The sequence below is a fragment of the Streptomyces sp. R-07 genome, assembly GCF_049913175.1.
GTDB lineage: Bacteria > Actinomycetota > Actinomycetes > Streptomycetales > Streptomycetaceae > Streptomyces.
Genome location: NZ_CP183978.1, coordinates 6,650,053 through 6,670,829, shown reverse-complemented (window position 1 = coordinate 6,670,829; position 20,777 = coordinate 6,650,053). Strand labels below are relative to the sequence as shown.

Genomic DNA, 20,777 nt, shown 5'->3' with positions numbered 1-20,777 from the left:
GGGAACGAATCCTAGGCGACGCTGCGACACGCCGGGGATTCGAGGAGCCGGAGCAGCACGGACCGGTAGGTCGGGCCGTGGAAGCGGTACGGGCCGACGCCGGGGTAGCCCTCGCGGACGAGGTCGGCGGTGGGGCCGGTCTGCCAGGCGAAGTCGCGCCAGACGACGTCCCCGCCCTCGCGTGCGACGACGGCGGTGACCGCGCCGCAGCCGGGGTCCTCGCAGTCGGGGCAGGAGTGGATCACCTGGCGGCTGCCGTCGGCGAGGAGCAGGTGGTGGGCGTGCTCGGGGCGGACGGTGGGCGGGATGTCCGCAGCGAGGGGCGAGACGGTGTCGAAGCCGTCGGTCTCGTCGAGCCGGTGGAGCAGCGGCCTGCCGTCCACGAGGAAGTCGAGGCGGGGGCTGTCGTCGCCGCCCGACGGGACGGCGGGGGCGAGATCGAAGGGCGTGTGCGGGACCGGCATGACTCCAGTCTTTCCCCCTTCCGTGGCCGCACCGTCCCGGAAATGTCCCGGTCCCGGTACGGTCCCGGGCCTTCCCGGTACGGTCCCGGCATGAGGAGCGATGTGATCGTGGTGGGCGGCGGGGTCGTCGGACTCGCGACGGCGACGACTCTGGCGGAGCGGGGACTCCGGGTGCGGATCTGGTCCCGGGACGCTGTGACGAGGACGACCTCGGCGGTGGCGGGCGCCCTGTGGTGGCCGTACCGGATCGAGCCGGCGGCGGAGGTCGGGGCCTGGGCGCTCGCTTCCCTGCGGGTGTACGGGGAGTTGGCCGTGGATCCGGAGCGGACCGGGGTCCGGTGGGTGGCCGGGGTCCACGCGGACACGGTCCTGGACGGTCTCGGTCCGTGGGCGAAGGAGGTCGAGGGGCTACGGCAGTTGGCGCCGGAGGAGGTGCCGGGGCCGTACCGGACGGGGCTCGCGGCGCGGCTTCCGCTGATCGACATGCCGGTCCATCTGACGTTCCTGCGGAGCCGGTTCGAGGCGAGGGGCGGGATCTTCGAGCAGCGCGAGGCCCGCGGTTTCGAGGAGGCGGCGGCGCTGGCCCCGGTGGTGGTCGACTGCACGGGGCTCGCGGCGCGGGAGCTCGTACCGGATCCCGGACTGCGGCCGGTGCGGGGCCAGTTGGTCCTGGTGGAGAACCCGGGGATCGAGGAGTGGTTCACGGCGGCGGACGAGTCGGCGGGCGAGACCACCTACTTCTTCCCGCAGCCCGGCCGGCTGGTGCTCGGCGGGACGGCCGAGGAGGGCGACGAGCGGCTCGCCCCGGATCCCGCGACGGCGGCGGCGATCGTGGCGCGGTGCGCGCGGGTGCGGCCGGAGATCGCGGGGGCCCGGATCCTCGGGCACCGGGTGGGGTTGCGGCCCGCGCGGGCGGGCGGGGTGCGGATCGAGGCGGTGCCGCTGCCGGGCGGGGGCCGGCTCGTCCATCACTACGGGCACGGTGGCGCGGGGGTGACGGTGGCCTGGGGCTGCGCGGAGCGGGCGGCGGAGCTGGCGGTCGGCTGAGGACGGCTGTTCCCGCCTGGCCGGAAGTCGGCGGGAACGACCGCGGGGCGGTCGCCGTCCTTTCGGATGGCAACCGCCCCGCGTGACGTACTACTTCCAGAGCGGCGGCTTGCTGTTGTTGTCCGCGTCGGCGCACTGCTTGGCCTTGCGCTCCAGGGCGTCGGCGCGGGCGAGGGCCTTGCGGGCCTCCGTCGTGGCGCCGAGGCGCTTGAGCTGGGCGGCGCGGTCGCGCTCCTTGCGGGCGTCCGCCCGGAGCTTGCTGATGTTGCAGGTGACGGTCTTGGCGGCGGCCGGCTCGGCGGTCACCGTCTGGCCGAGCAGCACGCCCCCGGCGAGCAGCGTCGTGGCGAGCAGGGCCGTCAGGGCACGGCGTGCGGGCTTGATGTGGCGCATGATGGTTCTCCAACTCCAGGGCCTTGACGGCCCGTTCGAGGCATGGTCAGTACCGACCGGTAACTTTACCTCGGCAAACATCGGAATCACGCCACGGCAGGCCGACGGCACCCGATCGTCAACACTCCTCCACAGGACTCCCACTGACGAGGTGATAGGCCGCTCGCGCGTCCAGGAGCAGCGGGACGAGCGCGCGTTGCGACTGGCGCAGCGGCACGAACGCCCCGGCGCCCTCGGCCCGTACGGTCACGCCGTGCAGGGCGAGTTCGTCGCCCGCCTCGGCGTACTGGGCGGCATCGAGCCGGTACCCGCAGGGCGGGTCGGCGAGGATCTCCCCCGGCTCGGCCGGATCGTTGTCGGCGCCGCCGAGGTAGACCGGGCCCCGGTCGGCGAAGCCGGTGTGCCGGGCGAGGGCGGTGGCCGCGGTGAGCGGCCCGCGCCGCTCGTCGAGGTAGGCGAAGGCCCCCTTCAGCGCGGCGTGCTGGGTGGCGACCCGGCGCCGGTGCTTGCGGGCCGGGTCGTCCTTCTCGGCCTGGTCGAGCGCGTCCACCCGGGTCTCGACGAGCAGCCCGGCGGAGTGCTTGACGCCGGCCGTGTTGCGCAGGATCCGCTCCTGGCCGTCACCGGCGACCTGCTTGACCGGCTCGCCGGTGAGCGGGTCGGTCCAGATGCCGTAGATGCCGCTGCTGTAGCCGGCGAGCCCGGCGGCGGGCCGCACGTAGGACTCCGAGAGCGTCCGGGACTCGTCGTGGACGTGCGGGTCGGCGTCGAGGCTGCGGGGCCAGAGGGCGAGCAGGTCCTTGTCGTAGTAGCGGGGGGTGGCGCCGTACTCGTGGAGGTCGTAGACGAGTTCGGGGTGCCGGTCGCGGATGACGGCGGCGATCGCGCGCGCTTCGGCGGTCCGCAGGGCGAGGTGGTCGCGGTTGACGTCGACGCCGTCGCCGTTGCCGCGGGTGTCGGCCTCCCGACCGTCGGGGTTGGCGGTGGGGACGACGAGGAGGGTGGTGCGGGCGAGGAAGCGCCGGGTCTCCCGGTCCTGGGCGTACGCGAGGTCGCGCACCGTGCTCAGACAGGCCTCCCGGCCCGCCGGCTCGTCGCCGTGCTGGCTGCAGACGAGCAGCACGGTCGTGCCGGCGCGGCCCGCGCCGAGGGTGGCGAGCCGCAGCGGGCGGCCCTGCCCGGTGGTGCCGATCTCGCGCAGCGACACCCGGTCGCTCCCCCGGTCGACCGCCGCGAGGAACTCCCCCTCCTCGGCCTCGGTGGTCCACCGGGCACCCCGGCTCTCCTCGAAGCCGGTGCGCGGGAGGGCCTGCGCGGGCGCGCTGTCCGCCGCCTTGGCGGGGACGGTGACGAGCGGCAGGGCGAGGGCGGCGGCACCCACCACGAGGGCGAGAGCACGACGGGAACTCCGACGCCTGGTGCGGGGGTTCATCGGCCACTCCCGGTGTCGGCCGGTGAGGTACGGGGGTTCATCGGGCGGCTCCCGACGGGAGGGCCGCTCCCCGGCCGGGCAGGCGCGGGCCGGTGACGGCGGCCGGCGGGACGGGGCCGCTCAGAGACGGGACGGCGGAGGGCGCCGGGACGGCCGGGGCCGGTCCCGTCGTGGCCCGGTCGAAGGCCTCCGCGCCGCCGACGAGGGGCAGCTTCGCCCAGGTGCGGGCGAGGTCGAAGGTGAGGGTCGGGGTGGTCGACGGAGGATCGAGGAGGTCCATGTCGGTGCCGCCGACGATCAGGGCGAGCCGGTGCCCTGCCGGGACGACGTGGTCGGTCGGGGCGAGGTCAAGGGTGAGGGTGTACGCCCTGCCGGGGGTCAGCGGGCGCTCCTCGCGCGGGTCCGCCCAGGTGCCGAGGTCGGCCCAGCCCCGGCTGACGACCGTGTACGCGACGTCCGCCGTGCGGGCCGCGGTCTCCTTGAAGCAGGCGCTGTCGCCCGGCGTGCTCGCACCCCAGCAGGTGCGGTCGGTGAGGGTGGTGATGCCCTCGCCGGCCGCCGCGTAGTCCCGGATGGTGTCGGGCCCGAGGTCGACGAGGACGGCGGAGAGGTGCGCGGTCGAGGTGGTGGGGGTCACGGTGACCGTCACCTTCGAGGAGCCGGAGATCCGCAGGTCCCGGGAGAACGGACGGGTGACGAACCCGGCCTTCTCGGGGGACGCGGCGTCGATCCGGGCGGCCCAGTCCAGCTCTCCGAGGCCCGGGTCGTCGGTGAGGGTCGCGGTGGAGCCGGGTGCTGCGGGTGCGCGGCCGAGGACGCCCGGACCGGAGACGGCGCCGGGGGCCGGGCGCAGGGTCGTGGTCGCGGTGGCGCGCGACGGCCACTGCCGGTCGGTGCTCCAGACGTCCGGGGCGCGCTCGATGTCGGCGACGGGCTCGCGGTCGATGCCGTTGTCGTAGCCGAGGAGGTAGTGGTCGAACCAGCGGTGCAGGGTGCGGACCCAGTCGGCGCGCCGGAAGTCGAAGGGGTCGACGTGACCGGTCTGGGAGAGCCAGATCTTCCGCTCGACGCCGTACGCGGCGAGCGCGTCCCACCAGCGGCCGAACTGGCCGGCGCGGACGTTGAGGTCCTGCTGTCCGTGGACGACGAAGACGCTGGCCCTGACCTTGCCGGCGTCCTTGACGTAGTCCCGTTCGGTCCAGGCCGGGGTCCAGTCGCCGCTGTAGGGGGTGGCCGCGGTGATCCGGTCCTGGACGGCGCCGCAGCGGGCCTGCGCCTCGGGGCTGTTCACGTACTCGGAGAGCCAGCTCGGGTTGGCGTTGTAGAGCGGGGCGCCCTGCGAGTGGAAGTAGTCGTACCAGGAGGAGATCGCACTGATCGGAACGATCGTTTTCAGCCCTTCGACGCCGGTGGCGGCGACGCCGTTGGCGATGGTGCCGTCCCAGCTCTTGCCGATCATGCCGACGTTCCCGGTGCTCCACGCGGTGGCGCGGGCCGGGGCCCCGCCGGTGCGGGAGGTGTAGCCGCGGGCGCGGCCGTTCAGCCAGTCGACGACGGCCTTGGCCGACTGGACGTCGGAGCGGCCGCCGACGTCGTCGCAGCCGTCGGAGCGGTTGGTGCCGGCGAGGTCGACGGCGACGAAGGCGTAGCCGCGCGGGACGAAGTAGTTGTCGTAGAAGAGTGGCAGCTGGACGGGGTTGCCGTCGGTGTCGTAGGTCTTCTTCTGGCCTTCGTTGCCGCGTCCGCAGCAGGCGTAGTAGGGGCTGGCGTCCATGATGACCGGGATCTTCCGGCCGGCTGCCGCGGGCTCGCGGGGGCGGACGATGTCGACGGCGACCCGGTCGGTGCGCCCGTCGCCGTCGCCGTCGAGACCGGTGTCGACCCAGACGGATTCGCGGACGGCGTCGGCGTACGAGTAAACCGGCCGGGACTCGCGCACGGACGGCCCGGCGGGCTCGGGCTGCGCGCCGGCCGGGGTGACCAGGGTCGCGAACAGGGCGGCCGTGGCCGCGGACACGAGGGTTCCGTACGTGAGTCGGGCTCCGCGGGTTCTCCGCATTCGCATCGGCATGCGCCGGAACGTACCCCGGTCAACTCCCGGGCAAAAGAGTGCCGGAGGGATTCAGGGGTGATTCAGGGTGATTCCGGAGACGGGCGGGTTCATGTCGGCCGAATGGCGATCGTGTGACAGGAGGTCCTCTGGACGTGACGGTGCGTCGGGGGGCTGAATAGGGTCCGAACTAAGGACCGACGACCACCCGCGCGTCTTACGTTTCTTATGACTTGGGGAGCACCTGTGCACCGCAGAATCATCGTTCCGAGCGCCCTCGCGGCCTCCCTGCTGCTGGCGATCCCGGCATCGGCGGCCGACTTCGCGCCTGGCGCGCCGGGCATCGGCGACTCCTACTACCCCACCAGCGGCAACGGCGGCTACGACGTCTCCCACTACGACCTGCGTCTGAAGTACCAGCCCGCCACGGACCTCCTGGAGGGCACGGCGACGATCCTCGCCACCACGCAGGAGAACCTCTCCCGCTTCAACCTGGACCTCGGACTGCAGGTCAGCGAGGTCCGGGTGAACGGCCGCCTGGCGAAGTTCGCCACCTCGGGCGACCACGAGCTGGAGGTCACCCCGGCGAGCCCGCTGGCGAAGAACACGCCCGTCACGGTCGTCGTCCGCTACGCGGGCAAGCCTTCCGAGTTCAAGATCGACGGCTGGTCCGCCTGGGCCCGTACTCCGGACGGCGGCGTCGCCGCGCAGGAGCCGGACTCGGCCGTCTGGTGGTTCCCGTCCAACGACCACCCGCTGGACAAGGCCACCTTCGACGTGTCGGTCTCGGTACCGGACGGCACCCAGGCCATCAGCAACGGCGTGCTGCAGTCCCAGTCCTCGCGGCTCGGCTGGACCCGCTTCAACTGGCGCTCCAACAAGCCGCAGGCGACGTACCTGACGACGCTCGCCGTCGGCAAGTTCGACATCACGACGGACAAGACGGCGAACGGGCTGCCCGTCCTCAACGCGTACAGCAAGAACCTCGGCGACAACGACGGCGCGGCGCGCGCCTCGATCGAGCGCACGACCGAGGTGGCGGAGTGGCTGGAGTCGGTCTTCGGGCCGTACCCCTTCAACTCCCTCGGCGGTTACGTGCCGAACGTGACCAGTGGTTTCGCCCTGGAGACGCAGACCCGCCCGTTCTACAGCCCGCGGCAGTTCGCCAACGGCGCGAACGTGTCGGTGGTCGTCCACGAGCTGGCGCACCAGTGGTACGGCGACAGCGTGTCGGTCCGCGACTGGAAGGACATCTGGGTCAACGAGGGCTTCGCCCGCTACAGCCAGTGGCTCTGGTCCGAGAAGGAGGGCGAGGGCACGGCCCAGGAGCTGGCGGACTACGTGTACTCGACGCGGGCGGCCGACGACCCGTTCTGGACGGTGAAGCCGGGTGACCCGGGCGCCGAGAACCAGTTCCACATCGCCGTCTACGACCGCGGCGCGCTCGCCCTGCAGGCGCTGCGCAACGAGATCGGCGACGAGGCCTTCTTCGCGGTCCTGAAGGGCTGGCCGCAGGAGAACGCCTACGGCAACGCGCACGTCTCGGACTTCGTCCGGTACGCGGAGCGGGTCTCCGGCAAGCCGCTGGCCGGGCTCTTCGACACGTGGCTGTACCAGCCGTCGAAGCCGGCCGCGCCTGCGGCGGCGTCGGCGGGCCTGTCCGCCCCGGCCACGGCGCCGGCGGCCCGCTCCGCCGCGCCTTCGACGACGGCGAAGCCCGCGCAGCCGAAGTCGTGGAAGAAGATCGCGGAGACGAACACGATCCACGAGAACGAGGCGCCCGGGCACTGAGCACGGACGCGGTGAGGCCGTCCGTCAGCGCGTCGCGCGGCGGGCGGCCTCGCGGGCCTTCCGGGCCAGGGGCAGATAGCGCAGCCGCTCGGGCAGGACGGGCACCACCGCCCGGACGATCCGGGCGAACCGGCGCAGCGCGCGCTCCTGGGCGTCCGTCCACTCCAGGCCGATGGCCTCCCGGGCGTCCGGCGGCATCAGGCCGACGGTGAGGAAGGCGCGCAGCCGCAGGAAGGGGCGGCGCAGCACGGGCCAGAGGAGGCGGAGGGCGAGCCGGAGCGGCAGCGGGCCCCGGTCCGGGGCGGGTACCGGCAGGTCGGTGTCGAGCAGCTCCCGTACGACCGCCGTGGCCTCGATCTCCTCGGCGAGGACCTTCCGGTAGTACGGCCAGAACGCCTCGATCGTCTGCGGCATGTCCCGGTCGTGGATGCCGAGGATCCGGCCGACCTGGAGCCACTCGGCGTACAGCTGCCGCTCCTGCGCCTCGGTGAGGGGGCGGGCGAGGAGCCGGAGCCCGTGCCGGTAGATGGGGAAGCCGGTCGCGTGCACCCAGGAGTAGTACGCGGGGGTGAGCGCGTGGTAACGGCGGCCGTGGGCGTCGGTGCCCCGGATGGTCCGGTGCAGCTCCCGGAGCCGGCGACCCTCCCGGGCGGCCTCCTCGCCGCCGTAGATCCACAGCTGGAGCGAGCGCAGCGAGCGTTCCCCGCGGCCCCAGGGGTCGGTACGGAAGACCGAGTGGTCGTCGACTCCGGCGCCGATCGCGGGGTGGGCGACCTGCAGGGTGAGGGCGGCGGGCAGCATCAGGAGCGCCCGGACGTCCCCCGCGACGCTCCACAGCACGCCGCCGACGGGCGGGGGTACGGGGTCGTGACCGGCCGGGGCCCGGTCGAGCGGCTTCACACGGTCCATGGCCTTCTCCTCACGTGTTCCAGCCTGCACCCATGACGAAGGGGCCGTCACCCGGGCACGCGGCCCTGGTGACGGCCCCTTCCGGGGAGTGCGGGGTCAGGCGCGGTCGGCGCCGACCGGCTCGCCGACGATACGGGCGGCGAGGGCGTGGGCCCAGGCGTCGACGTCGGCGTTGAGCTCGCGCTCGGCGGCGGCGCGCTCCTCGGCGATCTTGGCGGTGCCGGCGGCGAGGATCACGTCGCGCTCGGCCTGGCCCTCGGCGCGGGCGGCGGCGATGGCGGCCGAGCCCTCCTCGGTGGCCTGGGAGCGGATGCGCGCGGCCTCGTGGCGGGCCTCGGCGAGCTCGGCCTCGTACTGCTCACGGATCGCGGTGGCCTCGGCGCGCAGGTCGTCGGCGCGCTCGGTGCCGCCGTCGATGGCGTCCTCGCGCTGGTCGAGGGTGCGCTTGATCTTCGGAAGGATGCCCTTCGCCATGATGAGGAAGGTGATCCCGAACAACACCAGGCCGAGGATGAGCTCGGCCCAGACGGGGTTGAGCGGACCGAGGTCCATCTTGAAGACAGTGGAGTTCGCGAGGGTCATGCGCGCATTCTACCTGTTCCAAAAAGTGACAATTCAGGCACCTGCGCGAGAGTTGGCGTGATCTTGCGAGCTCGGCAAGATTCCCGGCATCCAGAGGCTACCGGAAGGTAACCCTGACTGATTGTATGTGCGTCGCCACTCCAACCCCCCACGTCTACCTGGGAGTTCACGTGTCGTTCGCCGCGCTCCGCCGCGCCCCCGGCGCCGCCCTTTCGCTCGCGCTCGCCGCCGCCACCCTGGCGACCGCCGCCCCGGCCGCGTCCGCCGCCTCCGCCACGGCCGCCGAGGCGCCGCGGCTGAAGGTGCTCACGTACAACACGTTCCTCTTCTCCAAGACCCTGTACCCGAACTGGGGCCAGGACCACCGGGCCCAGGCGATCCCCGCCGCCCCCTTCTTCCAGGGGCAGGACGTCGTCGTGCTCCAGGAGACCTTCGACAACTCCGCCTCGGACGCCCTCAAGTCGAACGCCGCCGCGCAGTACCCGTACCAGACCCCCGTCGTGGGCCGCAGCAAGACCGGCTGGGACGCCACCGGCGGGGCCTACTCCTCGACCACGCCCGAGGACGGCGGGGTGACGGTCCTCAGCAAGTGGCCGATCGTCCGCAAGGAGCAGTACGTCTACAAGGACGCCTGCGGCGCCGACTGGTACTCGAACAAGGGCTTCGCCTACACCGTCCTCAACGTGAACGGCAGCCTCGTCCACGTCGTGGGCACGCACGCGCAGTCGACCGACCCGGGCTGCTCGGCGGGCGAGGCCGCGCAGATGCGCAGCCGGCAGTTCAAGACGATCGACGCCTTCCTCGACGCCAAGAACATCCCGGCGAACGAGCAGGTCATCGTCGCCGGTGACATGAACGTCGACTCGCACACCCCCGAGTACGGCACGATGCTCGCAGACGCCGGGCTGGTGGCGGCCGACGCCCGCACCGGCCACCCGTACTCCTTCGACACCGAGCTGAACTCGATCGCCTCCGAGCGCTACCCGGACGACCCGCGCGAGGACCTCGACTACGTCCTCTACCGGTCCGGCAACGCCCGCCCCGCGGGCTGGACCAACAACGTGGTTCTGGAGCAGAGCGCGCCGTGGACGGTCTCCAGCTGGGGCAAGCAGTACACCTACACCAACCTCTCCGACCACTACCCCGTCACCGCGTACTGACCGGACCGCCCCCTCAGTAGGGGTACCTGCCGAAGAGGCTGTAGAGCCAGGCACCGAGTACCGCGGCGACACAGAGCAGGACGAACCAGGAACCGGGGCTGGTGTGCCGCTCCCTCCGGGGGCGGCGGCCGGGCCGGGCGGCACGAGCCGCCCGGCCCGGCTTCTCCTGCTTTCCCGGCTTCCCCGGTCTTCCGGCGCGGGACGGCCCCGGCGCGGGCTCGGCGGCCGCGGCGACGTCGGCGAGCAGCCGGCGGCAGACGGCCGCGAGCTCCGGCGTCCCGGCCGTCAGGTCGACGACCACCTCTGTACGGGCCGGGGCGGTCGTCCCCCCGTCCAGGATCCGCCCGGCCCGCAGCAGCGCCCGGTCCTTGCCCCCGGTCGGCGCGAGGCTGATCCAGCGGCGCACGTGCTCGCCCCGGATCACGACACCGCCGCCCCGCTCCCGGTAGACGGTGTGCTCCCGCCACAGGACCCCGGCCAACTCGTCAGCCGTCTCCCTCAGTTGCACGTACATCTGACTCCCCCTGTTCCTGTTCCCCCGAGTCGAACAGCCGCCGACTCTAACGGGCCCCGCCGCACACCCCCACGACGGCCCGCCCCCGCGCCCCTTACACGCCGAAGTCGTACACGGTGACCGGTATCCCCCGCTCCACGAGCCGCCGCAGCACCAGGGGCTCGACCTTCGCCCAGGACCCGCCGGCGAGCCCGCACCCGATCCGCGGCATGTGCACGGACGCCCCGAGCTCGACCGCCCGGTCCGCGAGCAGCCCGAGGGCGGCGTCGATGGCCTCGTACCGAACGGGCACACCGCTGCTTCGCCCCGTCCGCATCCCCCGCTGCCCCACCAGGTTGGCCACCCAGACGTACGGCTCGACCTGGACGAACTGGGCCGCACCGAGCCCGAAGTCGCTCCGCGCCCGCTCGCGGTGCCACCGGCGGTAGGCCGCCTCGGGCTCCGGCCAGCGCCGTGAGACCGCGAGCACGAAGCCCTTGCCCCAGCCGCCGAGGTCGTTGCACACGTGCGCGACGATCTTGACGCCCTTCCCGCGTGGCGCGGTGGCGTCGCCCTTCACGTACTCGATCGCGGTCATGGGAATCACCGTACGAGGCGGCACTGACAGTGAAGGGGTGGAGGACTCCGGACCGCTCGTCAACCAAGGTTGACATCACTCGCCTGTCAACCTAAATTGACACCATGACCGATGCGACCGATCTCGCCGCACGGGCCGGCGACCGCGATCCCCGGGTGGGGCTGCGGGCCGTCACCGCCCTTCGGCGGCTGCTCGAACAGTTGGAGGCCGTCCAGGTGCGCAGTGCGCGCAACCAGGGCTGGTCGTGGCAGGAGATCGCCACCGAGCTGGGTGTCAGCCGGCAGGCCGTCCACAAGAAGTACGGGAGGCAGTGATGTTCGAACGGTTCACGAAGGCCGCGCGCGCCGTGGTGAAGGGGGCGGCCGAGCACGCCGAACGCGGCGGCGCCGCGGTCGTCACCCCGGAGCACCTCCTGCTGGCCCTGCTCGACCGGGAGGACACCCGCGCGGCGGCGGCCCTCGGCCGGCTGTGCCCGCCGGAGCGCCGCCCGTCCCTGCTCGCCACCCTCTCCGACGCCCGCCGCCGGGCCGGGCTGTCCCGGGCGGACGCGGAGGCCCTGGCGGATCTCGGCATCGACGTCGGCGCGATCGTCGCGCGCGTCGAGGAGACCCACGGCTCGGGCGCCCTGGCCGGCGACCGGGAGGACGCCGGCTGGTGGTCGGGCCGCCGCACCTTCTCCCGTGAGGCGAAGACCGTCCTGGAGAAGTCGCTCCGGATGGCGCTGGCCCGTAAGGACCGGGAGATCGGCGACGAGCACCTTCTCCTCGCCCTCACCACCACCGGCGGCGTCGTCGCGGAGGCCCTGGCCGACTACGGCGTGACCTACACCGCCGTCGAGACCGCCCTCACCACGGCCGCGCCGCTCTGAGCCGGTGCTCACGAGGGAGCCGTCGCCCTCCGGGTCTTTTACAGTGCTGGTGCGACAGCAATACTGTTGAACCATGGAACAGGCGAACGGCACGCAGGGGCCCGTGTACACCGTGGACGAGCTGGCCGCGCGGGCCGGGGTCACGGTGCGGACGGTGCGGTTCTACGGGACCCGGGGGCTGCTGCCCCCGCCCGTCATCGGCGCGCGGCGCGTCGGGCACTACGGGCCGGAGCACCTGTCGCGGCTCGCGCTGATCGAGGAGCTCCAGCGGCAGGGGATGACGCTGGCGGCGATCGAGCGGTACCTGGAGCAGCTGCCGCCGGACCTCAGCGCGCAGGACCTCGCGATCCACCGGGCCCTGGTGGCCTCCTGGGCGCCCGAGTCCGCCGAGACGATCACCCGGCGCGAGCTGGAGCGGCGGGCCGGGCGGGCGCTGACCGAGCGGGACGTGGACCGGCTGGCCGCGATGGGGGTGCTCGACCGGACCGACGACGCCGAGACGTACCGGCTCGACGGAGCGCTCCTGCGGCTCGGTGTCGAGCTGCTCGACGTGCCCATCGAGCACGAGACGATCCTCGCCTCCCGGACCGTGCTCCTGGAGCACGCGCGCGCGGCGGCCCAGGAGCTCTCCCGGCTCTTCCGGGACGAGGTGTGGAGCCCGTACCGGGAGCACGGGGAGGACCCGGACCACCTGAGCGCGATGAAGTCGCTCTCGGCGCACATGCAGCCGATGGTGGTCCAGGCCCTCCTCACGGCCTTTCAGCGGTCCCTGAGCGAGGAGCTGAGGACCGCGTTCAGGAGTCGGTGAAGGCTGATCGGCGAACGCTGATCGGCGAACGCTAGTCGGTGAACGCTAGTCGGTGAAGACCTCGCCCCGGTCCGCCTTCTCCACCAGGAGGGCCGGCGGTGTGAACCGCTCGCCGTACGTCTCCGCCAGCTCGCGCGACCGCGCCACGAAGCCGGCGACACCGCCCTCGTAGCCGTTGATGTACTGGAGGATGCCGCCGGTCCAGGCCGGGAATCCGATGCCCATGATGGAACCGATGTTGGCGTCGGCCACCGAGGTCAGGACGCCCTCCTCCAGGAGCCGGACGGTGTCCAGGGCCTCGGAGAACAGCATCCGCTCCTGCATGTCGCGGAACGGGATCTCGTACCCGGGCTTCGCGAAGTGCTCGCGCAGGCCGGGCCAGAGCTTGCCGCGCTTGCCGTCCTCGCCGTACTCGTAGAAGCCCGCGCCGCCGCTGCGGCCGGGGCGGCCGAACTCGTCGACCATGCGGTCGATGACGGCCTCGCCCGGGTGCGTGACCCAGGTGCCGCCCTCCTCCTCGATCGCCTTCTTCGTCTCGTTGCGGATCTTGCGCGGGAGCGTGAGGGTCAGCTCGTCCATGAGGGAGAGGACCTTCGCCGGGTAGCCGGCCTGGGCGGCGGCCTGCTCGATCGAGGCGGGCTCGATGCCCTCGCCGACCATGGCGACGCCCTCGTTGATGAAGTGGCCGATCACGCGGGAGGTGAAGAAGCCCCGCGAGTCGTTGACGACGATCGGCGTCTTGTTGAACTGCCGGACCAGGTCGAAGGCGCGGGCCAGCGCCTCGTCGCCGGTCCGCTCGCCCTTGATGATCTCGACGAGCGGCATCTTGTCGACGGGCGAGAAGAAGTGCAGACCGATGAAGTCGGTCTGGCGCTCGACGCCCTCGGCGAGGACGGAGATCGGCAGGGTCGAGGTGTTGGAGCACAGCAGCGCGTCGGGCTCGACGACGTGCTGGATCTCCTGGAAGACCTTGTGCTTGAGGGAGGTGTCCTCGAAGACCGCCTCGATGACCGCGTCGCAGCCGGCCAGGTCCGCCACGTCGCCGGTGGGCGTGATGCGGGCGAGGAGGGCGTCGGCCTTCTCCTGCGTGGTGCGGCCCCGGGAGACGGCCTTGGCGCAGAGCTTCTCGGAGTACGCCTTGCCCTTCGCGGCGGACTCGGCGGAGACGTCCTTGAGGACGACCTCGATGCCGGCACGGGCGCAGGAGTACGCGATGCCGGCGCCCATCATGCCGGCGCCGAGGACGGCCACCTTGCGGACCTGGCGCTTCTCCACGTCCTTCGGGCGGCTCGCGCCCGAGTTCACCGCCTGGAGGTCGAAGAAGAACGCCTGGATCATGTTCTTCGCGGTCTGGCCGATGACCAGCTCGGTGAAGTAGCGGCTCTCGATGGTGAGCGCGGTCTCGAAGTCGACCTGGGAGCCCTCGACGGCGGCGGCCATGATGGCCTTCGGCGCCGGGTAGGGCGCGCCGTTCAGCTGCTTGCGCAGGTTGGCCGGGAAGGCGGGCAGGTTGGCGGCGAACTTCGGGTTCGACGGGGTGCCGCCGGGGATGCGGTGGCCGGGGACGTCCCAGGGCTGGTGGGACTCCGGGTGCGCGTCGATGAAGGCGATGGCCTTGGCCATCATCTCCTCGGCGGTGGCGGCCACCTCGTGCACCAGGCCGCTGTCCAGGGCGCGCTTGGGGGCGTACTGGGTGCCCTGGAGCAGCACCTTGAGGAGCGCGTCGGTGATGCCCATGAGGCGTACGGTGCGGGCGACGCCGCCACCGCCCGGCAGCAGGCCGAGGGTGACCTCGGGCAGGCCGATCTTGGAGCCGGGGGCGTCGAGGGCGACGCGGTGGTGGGAGGCGAGGGCGATCTCGTAACCGCCGCCGAGCGCGGCGCCGTTGATCGCGGCGACGACGGGCTTGCCGAGGGTCTCGATGCGGCGCAGCGCGTTCTTGATCTCGATGGCGGAGTCGAAGACGTCCTGGGCGTGCTCGGGGCCCGCCTGGATCATGTCCTTGAGGTCGCCGCCCGCGAAGAAGGTCTTCTTCGCGGAGGTGTAGATGATGCCGCGGATGGAGTCCTTCTCGGCCTCCACGCGGTCGGCGATCGCGATGATCGAGGCCCGGAAGGCCTGGTTCATGGTGTTGGCGGACTGGTTGGGGTCGTCGAGGACGAGGGTGACGATCCCGGTCTCGTCCTGCTCCCAGCGAATGGTGGTGCTCTCGCTCATGACTGCTGCTTCTCCGTGGGTGAGGGGTGCGGACGGGACGGTCAGATGCGCTCGACGACGGTGGCGATGCCCATGCCGCCGCCCACGCAGAGGGTGGCGAGGCCGTAGCGCTTGTCCTGGCGCTCCAGCTCGTCGACGAGGGTGCCGAGGATCATCGCGCCGGTGGCGCCGAGCGGGTGGCCGAGCGCGATGGCGCCGCCGTTGACGTTGACCTTGTCCAGGGAGATGCCCATGTCCTTGACGAAACGCAGGACGACGGCGGCGAAGGCCTCGTTGATCTCGACGAGGTCGATGTCGTCGATGGTGAGCCCGGCCTTGGCGAGGGCCTTGCGGGTGGCCGGGGCGGGGCCGGTGAGCATGATGGTCGGCTCGGAGCCGGACACGGCGGCCGAGACGATCCGGGCGCGCGGGGTCAGCCCGTACCGCTCGCCGACCTCCTTGGAGCCGATGGCCACGAGGGAGGCGCCGTCGACGATGCCGGAGGAGTTGCCGGCGTGGTGGACGTGGTTGATCTCCTCGACCCAGTGGTACTTCTGCAGCGCGACCGCGTCGAAGCCGCCGAGCTCGCCGATGTCGGCGAAGGAGGGCTTGAGGCGGGCGAGGGAGTCGGCGGTGGTGCCGGGGCGCAGGAACTCGTCGTGGTCGAGGACGGTGAGTCCGGCGCGGTCCTTGACGGGGACGATCGAGCGGGCGAAGCGGCCGTCCTTGACGGCGGCCGCGGCGCGCTCCTGGGAGAGGGCGGCGTACTCGTCGACGTCGCGGCGGCTGAAGCCCTCCAGGGTGGCGATGAGGTCGGCACCGATGCCCTGGGGGACGAAGTTGGTCTCCAGGTTGGTCATCGGGTCGGCGAACCAGGCGCCGCCGTCGGAAGCCATCGGCACGCGGGACATGGACTCGACGCCGCCGGCGAGGACGAGGTCCTCCCAGCCGGAGCGGACCTTCATGGCGGCCATGTTGACGGCTTCGAGGCCGGAGGCGCAGAAGCGGTTCTCCTGGACGCCGGCGACGGTGTCGGGGAGTCCGGCGGCGATGGCGGCGATCCGCGCGATGTCGGAGCCCTGGTCGCCGACCGGGCCGACGACGCCGAGGACGATGTCGTCGATGGCGGCCGGGTCGAGGTCGGGGTTGCGGGCCTGGATCTCCCGGATGAGGCCGACGACCAGGTCGATGGGCTTGGTGCCGTGCAGGGAGCCGTTGGCCTTGCCGCGTCCGCGCGGGGTGCGGATCGCGTCGTACACGTACGCTTCGGTGCTCACGGAAAGCCTTTCGCGAGGGTTGAGGGTGGTGGGGTTCCGCGGGGAGGTCAGCCGAGGAGGGACCGGCCGATGATCTCCTTCATGATCTCGGTGGTACCGCCGTAGATGGTCTGGATCCGGCCGTCGGTGAAGGCGCGGGCGACCGGGAATTCGCTCATGTAGCCGTATCCGCCGTGCAGTTGCAGGCAGCGGTCGGCGACCCGCTTCTGGAGTTCGGTCGCCCACCACTTGGCCATGGAGGCGTTGACGGGGTCGAGGCCGAGGCCGGTCGGGACAGCCTCCTCGACGTGCTGAGCGATGCAGCGGTCGACGAAGGCGCGCGTGACGGCGCACTCGGTGGCCATCTCCGCGATCTCGAAGCGCACGTGCTGGAGCTTGGCGAGCGGCCGGCCGAAGGCCTCGCGCTCCTTGACGTAGGTGGTGGTGAGCTCCAGGAGGTGCTCGGCGCCGGCGATGCCGGCGACGGCGATGGCGAGGCGTTCCTGGGCGAGGTTGGTCATCAGGTGGAGGAAGGCGCCGTTGAGCTCGCCGAGCAGGTTCTCCTTGGGGACGCGGACGTCGGTGAAGAAGAGCTCGGCGGTGTCCTGGGACTTCTGGCCGATCTTGTCGAGGTTGCGGCCGCGCTCGAAGCCCTCCATGCCGCGCTCGACGACGAGGAGCGAGAGCCCGCGCGCGCCCCCCTCGGGCGTGGTCCGGGCGACGACGATCACCAGGTCGGCGAGGATGCCGTTGGAGATGAAGGTCTTGGAGCCGTTGAGGATCCAGTGGTCGCCGTGGTCCTCGGCGGTGGTGCGGATGCCCTGGAGGTCGGAGCCGGCGCCGGGCTCGGTCATCGCGATGGCGCTGATGGTCTCGCCGGAGCAGAAGCCGGGCAGCCAGCGCCGCTTCTGCTCGTCGGTGGCGAGCTTGGTGAGGTACGGGCCGATGATGTCGTTGTGCAGGCCGATGGCCAGGCCGGGGGCCGCCGCCCTGGTGAACTCCTCGGCGAGCACGGAGGCGTACCGGAAGTCGGGGTTGCCGCCGCCCCCGTACTCCTCCTCGACGGCGAGACCGAGCAGCCCCTGCCGCCCCGCGGCGAGCCAGGCCTCGCGGGAGACGATGCCGTCCTTCTCCCACTGCGCGTAGTGGGGCAGCACCTCCTTCTCCAGGAAGGTGCGGACGACCGCCCGGAAGGCCTCGTGGTCGGCGGTGTACAGCTGGCGCTTCATGCTTCGGTCTCCTGGGTCTGTGTCGGGCTGTCGAGCGCCGGTACGGCCCAGTCGCGGGCGACCTCGGCGGTGTCGGCACCGGGCAGGGCGGGGCCCGTGCGGAGGGTGCCGGGGGTGACGGAGAAGCGGGGCGCGGGGGCGGGCTGGACCATGCCGTCCCGCTCGGTGAAGGTGGCGCGGGCGGCGAGGTGGGGATGGGCCGGGGCCTCGCGCAGCGAGAGGACGGGGGCGACGCAGGCGTCGCTGCCGTCGAAGACGGTGGTCCACTCCTCGCGGGTACGGCTCCGGAAGCGGTCGGCGACGGCCTTGCGCAGCTCGGGCCAGCGGGCGAGGTCGTGGCGCGCGGCGGCGATGTCCTCGATGCCGAGGAGTCGGACGAATTCGGCGTAGAACTGCTCCTCCAGGGCGCCGACCGCCATGTGGCCGCCGTCGGAGGTCTCGTACACGCCGTAGAACGGGCAGCCGCCGTCGAGCAGGTTGACGCCCCTGCGGTCCTGCCAGCCGCCGGCCGCGAGCATGCCGTGGATCATGGTGGTGAGGTGCGCGGTGCCGTCGACGATGGCGGCGTCGACGACCTGGCCCTCGCCGTGCGCCCGGGCGTGCTGGAGGGCGGCGAGGACGCCGATGACGAGGTAGAGGGAGCCGCCCGCGTAGTCGCCGACGAGGTTGGCGGGGATGGCGGGCGGGCCGTCCGGGTCGGGGCCGATCATGCCGAGGGCGCCGGTGATCGCGATGTACCCGATGTCGTGTCCGGCGGTGGGGGCGAGGGGCCCGTCCTGGCCCCAGCCGGTCATCCGGCCGTAGACGAGGCGCGGGTTGCGGGCGAGGCAGGCCTCGGGGCCGACGCCGAGGCGTTCGGCGACGCCGGGACGGTAGCCCTCGACCAGGATGTCGGCCCGTTCGACGAGGTCGAGCACGGTGGCCGGGCCGTCCTCGGCCTTGAGGTCGACGCGGACGGAGCGCTTGTTGCGGTTGGTGAGGTCACGGGCGGGGTCGATGCCGAGGCCGGCGCCGCCGGGGCGGTCGACGCGGACGACGTCGGCGCCGAGGTCGGCGAGGAGCATGGCGGCGAACGGGCCGGGGCCGATCCCGGCGAGTTCGACCACGCGCACGCCCGTGAGCGGGCCGTTGCGGGCGGTGTGCGTCGTGCTCATCGAGCCCCCAGAAGTATGTGACACCAATGATGTAACACCGGAGATGCTAGGAACGTGTTCCACTCGGCACAAGCCCCCCGGCCGAGCAAGCGCTTGGAAATTCCGGAGGGCCGGGGTCGGGACGGGAGCCCGCCCCGGTTCCGCTATCCTCCGCCGACGACAACCGCGCGCGGCGGCGCGGTACGGCCGAGACGAGGGTCTTGATGCAGACAGGGGCGGGCGTGGGACGCGACACCGGAACCGGACCGTACGACGTGGTCCTCTTCGGGGCGACCGGCTTCGTGGGCGAGCTCACCGCGGAGTACCTGGCCGAGCACGCCCCGGCGCGGTGCCGCTGGGCGCTCGCCGGGCGCAGCCTCGGCAGACTGGAGGCCCTGCGGGACCGGCTGGCCGCCGGACGCCCGCACCTCGCCGACCTGCCGCTGATCGTCGCGGACTCGGCCGACCCCGGCTCGCTGCGCGAACTCGCCGAGTCCGCTCGGGTGGTGGCGACCACGGTCGGCCCGTACGTCTGGTACGGCGAGGGCCTGGTCGCCGCCTGCGCGGAGGCGGGAACGGACTACCTGGACCTGACGGGCGAGGCCGAGTTCGTGGACCTGATGTTCGTACGGCACGACGCGCGCGCCCGGGAGACCGGCGCCCGGATCGTGCACGCCTGCGGCTTCGACTCCGTCCCGCACGACCTGGGCGTGTACTTCACCGTCCGGGAGCTGCCGGAGGACGTACCCCTGCGCGTCGACGGCTTCGTCCGGGCCGGGGCCGCCTTCTCCGGCGGCACCTTCGCCTCGGCGCTGACCGCGTTCGGCCGGGGCCGGCAGATCCTGCGGGCCGCGCACGAACGACGCCTGCACGAAGCGCGGTTGGTGGGACGCCGGGCCCGCGCACCGCTCGGCGGGCCGCGGTTCAGCCGGGAGACCGGCACCTGGGCGCTGCCACTGCCGACGCTCGACCCGCAGGTGGTGGCCCGCTCCGCGGCGGCCCTCGAACGCTACGGACCGGACTTCCGCTACCGGCACTACGCCTCCGTGAAGACCCTCCCGATGGCGCTCGGGGGCACCGCCGTCATCGGCGCGGGCGTCGCGGCGGCCCAACTCCCGCCGGTCCGCTCCTGGCTGATGGAGCGTTACTCGGCGGGCGAGGGTCCCTCGGCCGAGCGCCGCGCCCGCAGCTGGTTCTCGGTCCGGTTCGTCGGAGAGGGCGGTGGGCGACGGGTCTTCACCGAGGTGTCGGGCGGCGACCCGGGTTACGACGAGACGGCCAGGATGCTCGCCGAGTCGGCCCTCTGCCTCGCCTTCGACGACCTGCCGAAGACCGCCGGCCAGGTGACGACGGCGGTGGCGATGGGCGACGCCCTGATCGACCGGCTGCGCACGGCGGGCATCCGCTTCCGGGTGGCTCACCGGGGCTGACGGTGCCCGCCGCCGCGCGGGATCACGGCGGTGCCGCCGTCCAGGTCGACGCCCATGCGGGGCGGGGCGCCGTCCTGGACGTCGCGGCGGAGCAGTCTCTCCTCCTGGCGGCGCTCGATCTGGACGCGCTTGCCGGGGTTCAGGAACGCGAGCAGTTCGTCGGTGACGCCGGCACCCGCTCCGTCCGTGCTGTCCTTGGCACGGGCGGCCAGGATGCGGCGCAGCCACCTCGGCCGTCCCGTCCGCAGGACGACGTGCCGGGCCGCCGCGAGCAGGAACGGCACCAGGACGACGACCGCCATGACCATCAGGCTCACCATCATCACCATGCCGGCCCAACGGCCGGTGGAGCGTGGCCGTTCCCCCCTCGCGGATCCCGCGGGTCAGGGCCGTACGAGACGGAACGGGTGACCGGCCGGGTCCAGGTAGACGCGCCAGGGGGCGTCTCCGGTCTCCCCGTCGAGGGGTACGGCCCCGAAGCCGAGGACAGCCTCGTGGGCGGCGGCGAGGTCGTCGACCCGCACGTCCAGGAGGAACTGCTGCTCGGGCGCGCCCCAGACGGGCGCGCTGTGGTCGGCGACGCCCTGGAAGGCGAGGACCGGGCCGCCGTCGCCGCGCAGGACGGCGGAGCCCTCGCCGACGGCCCATCGGGGGTCGGGTCTCTCGACCTCGCCGCCGATCAACTGCCGGTAGAACTGGGCGAGTTCGAGGGCGTCGGGGCAGTCGAGGACGACGCACCGCAGCTGCCCGATCACCCGAGCGTCCAGCTGGTGAGGACGTACAGGATGGCGCAGGTCCACGCCAGGGCCAGCAGTCCGGCGGCGGCGAGGGCCAGAGTCAGGCCGCGCCCGGTCGAACGCGGCGGAACGGAAAGGGGAGTTGTCATGAACCCCACTCTGCCGGGCCGGGCCTCCGACCGGTATCCGTACGCGTACTCA

Annotated in this window: 22 protein-coding genes; 7 read left to right on the top strand and 15 right to left on the bottom strand. The window is 72.6% G+C overall.

The window, feature by feature from the left end; translation table 11 throughout:
- Positions 1-11: 11 nt before the first annotated feature.
- Positions 12-464: a hypothetical protein gene (locus ACN9M0_RS30620; protein ID WP_366042632.1), complete on the bottom strand. Its 453-nt coding sequence runs from the start codon at positions 462-464 to the stop codon at positions 12-14.
- A 90-nt stretch (positions 465-554) separates the two neighbouring features.
- Between ACN9M0_RS30620 and ACN9M0_RS30615 the strand changes: the two genes are divergently transcribed.
- Positions 555-1,511, top strand: a complete 957-nt coding sequence (locus ACN9M0_RS30615) for an FAD-dependent oxidoreductase (protein WP_426404551.1) — start codon at positions 555-557, stop codon at positions 1,509-1,511.
- Positions 1,512-1,601: 90 nt separating this feature from the next.
- Here the strand turns inward: ACN9M0_RS30615 and ACN9M0_RS30610 are convergent, their stop codons facing one another.
- The 3 genes from ACN9M0_RS30610 to ACN9M0_RS30600 form a co-directional block, all read right to left on the bottom strand.
- A complete protein-coding gene (locus ACN9M0_RS30610) occupies positions 1,602-1,904 on the bottom strand; it encodes a hypothetical protein (protein ID WP_366042630.1) in 303 nt (100 codons plus the stop codon).
- Between the two features lie 118 nt (positions 1,905-2,022).
- Entirely contained in the window at positions 2,023-3,336 is a 1,314-nt protein-coding gene (locus ACN9M0_RS30605; RefSeq protein ID WP_426404550.1) for a M14 family metallopeptidase, read from the bottom strand.
- Between the two features lie 37 nt (positions 3,337-3,373).
- Entirely contained in the window at positions 3,374-5,407 is a 2,034-nt protein-coding gene (locus tag ACN9M0_RS30600) for a Xaa-Pro dipeptidyl-peptidase (RefSeq protein WP_426404549.1), read from the bottom strand.
- A gap of 225 nt (positions 5,408-5,632) precedes the next feature.
- Here ACN9M0_RS30600 and ACN9M0_RS30595 point away from each other — a divergent pair, with 225 nt between their 5' ends.
- Complete coding sequence (locus ACN9M0_RS30595) at positions 5,633-7,177, top strand: M1 family metallopeptidase (protein ID WP_399696752.1); 1,545 nt, start codon at positions 5,633-5,635, stop codon at positions 7,175-7,177.
- Positions 7,178-7,201: 24 nt separating this feature from the next.
- Here ACN9M0_RS30595 and ACN9M0_RS30590 read toward each other — a convergent pair whose 3' ends face one another.
- Together ACN9M0_RS30590 and ACN9M0_RS30585 are read right to left on the bottom strand one after the other, a co-directional pair.
- Positions 7,202-8,086 carry an oxygenase MpaB family protein gene (locus ACN9M0_RS30590; protein WP_426404548.1) on the bottom strand — a complete coding sequence of 295 codons (885 nt, stop codon included), beginning with the start codon at positions 8,084-8,086 and terminating at the stop codon, positions 7,202-7,204.
- Positions 8,087-8,182: 96 nt separating this feature from the next.
- Positions 8,183-8,668 (bottom strand): hypothetical protein, encoded by a 486-nt coding sequence (locus ACN9M0_RS30585; RefSeq protein WP_366042624.1) that lies wholly within the window; start codon positions 8,666-8,668, stop codon positions 8,183-8,185.
- Between the two features lie 125 nt (positions 8,669-8,793).
- Here ACN9M0_RS30585 and sph point away from each other — a divergent pair, with 125 nt between their 5' ends.
- Positions 8,794-9,828: a sphingomyelin phosphodiesterase gene (sph, locus tag ACN9M0_RS30580; RefSeq protein ID WP_426404547.1), complete on the top strand. Its 1,035-nt coding sequence runs from the start codon at positions 8,794-8,796 to the stop codon at positions 9,826-9,828.
- A gap of 13 nt (positions 9,829-9,841) precedes the next feature.
- On the opposite strand, the gene ACN9M0_RS30575 is transcribed toward sph, so the two are convergent.
- Both ACN9M0_RS30575 and ACN9M0_RS30570 read right to left on the bottom strand, forming a co-directional pair.
- Positions 9,842-10,342: a hypothetical protein gene (locus tag ACN9M0_RS30575; protein ID WP_426404546.1), complete on the bottom strand. Its 501-nt coding sequence runs from the start codon at positions 10,340-10,342 to the stop codon at positions 9,842-9,844.
- A gap of 94 nt (positions 10,343-10,436) precedes the next feature.
- Positions 10,437-10,919, bottom strand: coding sequence for a macro domain-containing protein (locus ACN9M0_RS30570; protein ID WP_366040848.1), 483 nt, complete (start codon positions 10,917-10,919; stop codon positions 10,437-10,439).
- A 104-nt stretch (positions 10,920-11,023) separates the two neighbouring features.
- Between ACN9M0_RS30570 and ACN9M0_RS30565 the strand changes: the two genes are divergently transcribed.
- The 3 genes from ACN9M0_RS30565 (at position 11,024) to ACN9M0_RS30555 (ending at position 12,595) form a co-directional block, all read left to right on the top strand.
- Positions 11,024-11,233, top strand: a complete 210-nt coding sequence (locus tag ACN9M0_RS30565; RefSeq protein ID WP_366040847.1) for a helix-turn-helix domain-containing protein — start codon at positions 11,024-11,026, stop codon at positions 11,231-11,233.
- The gene (locus ACN9M0_RS30560; RefSeq protein WP_399696741.1) at positions 11,233-11,787 is read left to right on the top strand and encodes a Clp protease N-terminal domain-containing protein; all 555 of its coding nucleotides are present in this window, start codon (positions 11,233-11,235) and stop codon (positions 11,785-11,787) included. Before ACN9M0_RS30565 ends, ACN9M0_RS30560 begins: the two co-directional genes overlap by 1 nt.
- A gap of 73 nt (positions 11,788-11,860) precedes the next feature.
- Positions 11,861-12,595, top strand: coding sequence for a MerR family transcriptional regulator (locus ACN9M0_RS30555; RefSeq protein ID WP_366040845.1), 735 nt, complete (start codon positions 11,861-11,863; stop codon positions 12,593-12,595).
- A gap of 45 nt (positions 12,596-12,640) precedes the next feature.
- Here ACN9M0_RS30555 and ACN9M0_RS30550 read toward each other — a convergent pair whose 3' ends face one another.
- Genes ACN9M0_RS30550 through ACN9M0_RS30535 form a run of 4 tightly spaced genes read right to left on the bottom strand, consistent with a single transcriptional unit; the run spans position 12,641 to position 18,430 of the window.
- Positions 12,641-14,812 (bottom strand): 3-hydroxyacyl-CoA dehydrogenase NAD-binding domain-containing protein, encoded by a 2,172-nt coding sequence (locus tag ACN9M0_RS30550; protein WP_426404545.1) that lies wholly within the window; start codon positions 14,810-14,812, stop codon positions 12,641-12,643.
- A gap of 41 nt (positions 14,813-14,853) precedes the next feature.
- Positions 14,854-16,068 (bottom strand): acetyl-CoA C-acetyltransferase, encoded by a 1,215-nt coding sequence (locus ACN9M0_RS30545; RefSeq protein ID WP_366040843.1) that lies wholly within the window; start codon positions 16,066-16,068, stop codon positions 14,854-14,856.
- Between the two features lie 47 nt (positions 16,069-16,115).
- Positions 16,116-17,276, bottom strand: a complete 1,161-nt coding sequence (locus ACN9M0_RS30540; protein WP_366040842.1) for an acyl-CoA dehydrogenase family protein — start codon at positions 17,274-17,276, stop codon at positions 16,116-16,118.
- Positions 17,273-18,430: a CaiB/BaiF CoA transferase family protein gene (locus tag ACN9M0_RS30535; RefSeq protein WP_426404544.1), complete on the bottom strand. Its 1,158-nt coding sequence runs from the start codon at positions 18,428-18,430 to the stop codon at positions 17,273-17,275. Before ACN9M0_RS30535 ends, ACN9M0_RS30540 begins: the two co-directional genes overlap by 4 nt.
- Before the next feature lie 203 nt (positions 18,431-18,633).
- Between ACN9M0_RS30535 and ACN9M0_RS30530 the strand changes: the two genes are divergently transcribed.
- On the top strand, positions 18,634-19,839 hold the full coding sequence (locus tag ACN9M0_RS30530; RefSeq protein ID WP_426404543.1) for a saccharopine dehydrogenase family protein: 1,206 nt from the start codon (positions 18,634-18,636) through the stop codon (positions 19,837-19,839).
- Here the strand turns inward: ACN9M0_RS30530 and ACN9M0_RS30525 are convergent.
- From ACN9M0_RS30525 to mmpA, 3 genes are read right to left on the bottom strand one after another with little or no spacing between them, the layout of a single operon-like run.
- Positions 19,827-20,168, bottom strand: coding sequence for a DUF6191 domain-containing protein (locus tag ACN9M0_RS30525; RefSeq protein WP_426404542.1), 342 nt, complete (start codon positions 20,166-20,168; stop codon positions 19,827-19,829). The genes ACN9M0_RS30530 and ACN9M0_RS30525 overlap by 13 nt on opposite strands.
- A gap of 54 nt (positions 20,169-20,222) precedes the next feature.
- Positions 20,223-20,594, bottom strand: a complete 372-nt coding sequence (locus tag ACN9M0_RS30520) for a VOC family protein (protein ID WP_366040838.1) — start codon at positions 20,592-20,594, stop codon at positions 20,223-20,225.
- A complete protein-coding gene (gene mmpA / locus ACN9M0_RS30515) occupies positions 20,591-20,725 on the bottom strand; it encodes a morphogenic membrane protein MmpA (protein WP_366040837.1) in 135 nt (44 codons plus the stop codon). The genes ACN9M0_RS30520 and mmpA overlap by 4 nt, the downstream gene beginning before the upstream one ends.
- Between the last annotated feature and the right edge of the window lie 52 nt (positions 20,726-20,777).

Coding starts and splice junctions, on each gene's coding strand:
- ACN9M0_RS30620 (WP_366042632.1), bottom strand. CDS start 464: ATGCCGGTCCCGCACACGCCCTTCGATCTCGCCCCCGCCGTCCCGTCG.
- ACN9M0_RS30615 (WP_426404551.1), top strand. CDS start 555: ATGAGGAGCGATGTGATCGTGGTGGGCGGCGGGGTCGTCGGACTCGCG.
- ACN9M0_RS30610 (WP_366042630.1), bottom strand. CDS start 1,904: ATGCGCCACATCAAGCCCGCACGCCGTGCCCTGACGGCCCTGCTCGCC.
- ACN9M0_RS30605 (WP_426404550.1), bottom strand. CDS start 3,336: ATGAACCCCCGCACCAGGCGTCGGAGTTCCCGTCGTGCTCTCGCCCTC.
- ACN9M0_RS30600 (WP_426404549.1), bottom strand. CDS start 5,407: ATGCCGATGCGAATGCGGAGAACCCGCGGAGCCCGACTCACGTACGGA.
- ACN9M0_RS30590 (WP_426404548.1), bottom strand. CDS start 8,086: ATGGACCGTGTGAAGCCGCTCGACCGGGCCCCGGCCGGTCACGACCCC.
- ACN9M0_RS30585 (WP_366042624.1), bottom strand. CDS start 8,668: ATGACCCTCGCGAACTCCACTGTCTTCAAGATGGACCTCGGTCCGCTC.
- sph (WP_426404547.1), top strand. CDS start 8,794: ATGTGCGTCGCCACTCCAACCCCCCACGTCTACCTGGGAGTTCACGTG.
- ACN9M0_RS30575 (WP_426404546.1), bottom strand. CDS start 10,342: ATGTACGTGCAACTGAGGGAGACGGCTGACGAGTTGGCCGGGGTCCTG.
- ACN9M0_RS30570 (WP_366040848.1), bottom strand. CDS start 10,919: ATGACCGCGATCGAGTACGTGAAGGGCGACGCCACCGCGCCACGCGGG.
- ACN9M0_RS30565 (WP_366040847.1), top strand. CDS start 11,024: ATGACCGATGCGACCGATCTCGCCGCACGGGCCGGCGACCGCGATCCC.
- ACN9M0_RS30560 (WP_399696741.1), top strand. CDS start 11,233: ATGTTCGAACGGTTCACGAAGGCCGCGCGCGCCGTGGTGAAGGGGGCG.
- ACN9M0_RS30555 (WP_366040845.1), top strand. CDS start 11,861: ATGGAACAGGCGAACGGCACGCAGGGGCCCGTGTACACCGTGGACGAG.
- ACN9M0_RS30550 (WP_426404545.1), bottom strand. CDS start 14,812: ATGAGCGAGAGCACCACCATTCGCTGGGAGCAGGACGAGACCGGGATC.
- ACN9M0_RS30540 (WP_366040842.1), bottom strand. CDS start 17,276: ATGAAGCGCCAGCTGTACACCGCCGACCACGAGGCCTTCCGGGCGGTC.
- ACN9M0_RS30535 (WP_426404544.1), bottom strand. CDS start 18,430: ATGAGCACGACGCACACCGCCCGCAACGGCCCGCTCACGGGCGTGCGC.
- ACN9M0_RS30530 (WP_426404543.1), top strand. CDS start 18,634: ATGCAGACAGGGGCGGGCGTGGGACGCGACACCGGAACCGGACCGTAC.
- ACN9M0_RS30525 (WP_426404542.1), bottom strand. CDS start 20,168: ATGGTGATGATGGTGAGCCTGATGGTCATGGCGGTCGTCGTCCTGGTG.
- mmpA (WP_366040837.1), bottom strand. CDS start 20,725: ATGACAACTCCCCTTTCCGTTCCGCCGCGTTCGACCGGGCGCGGCCTG.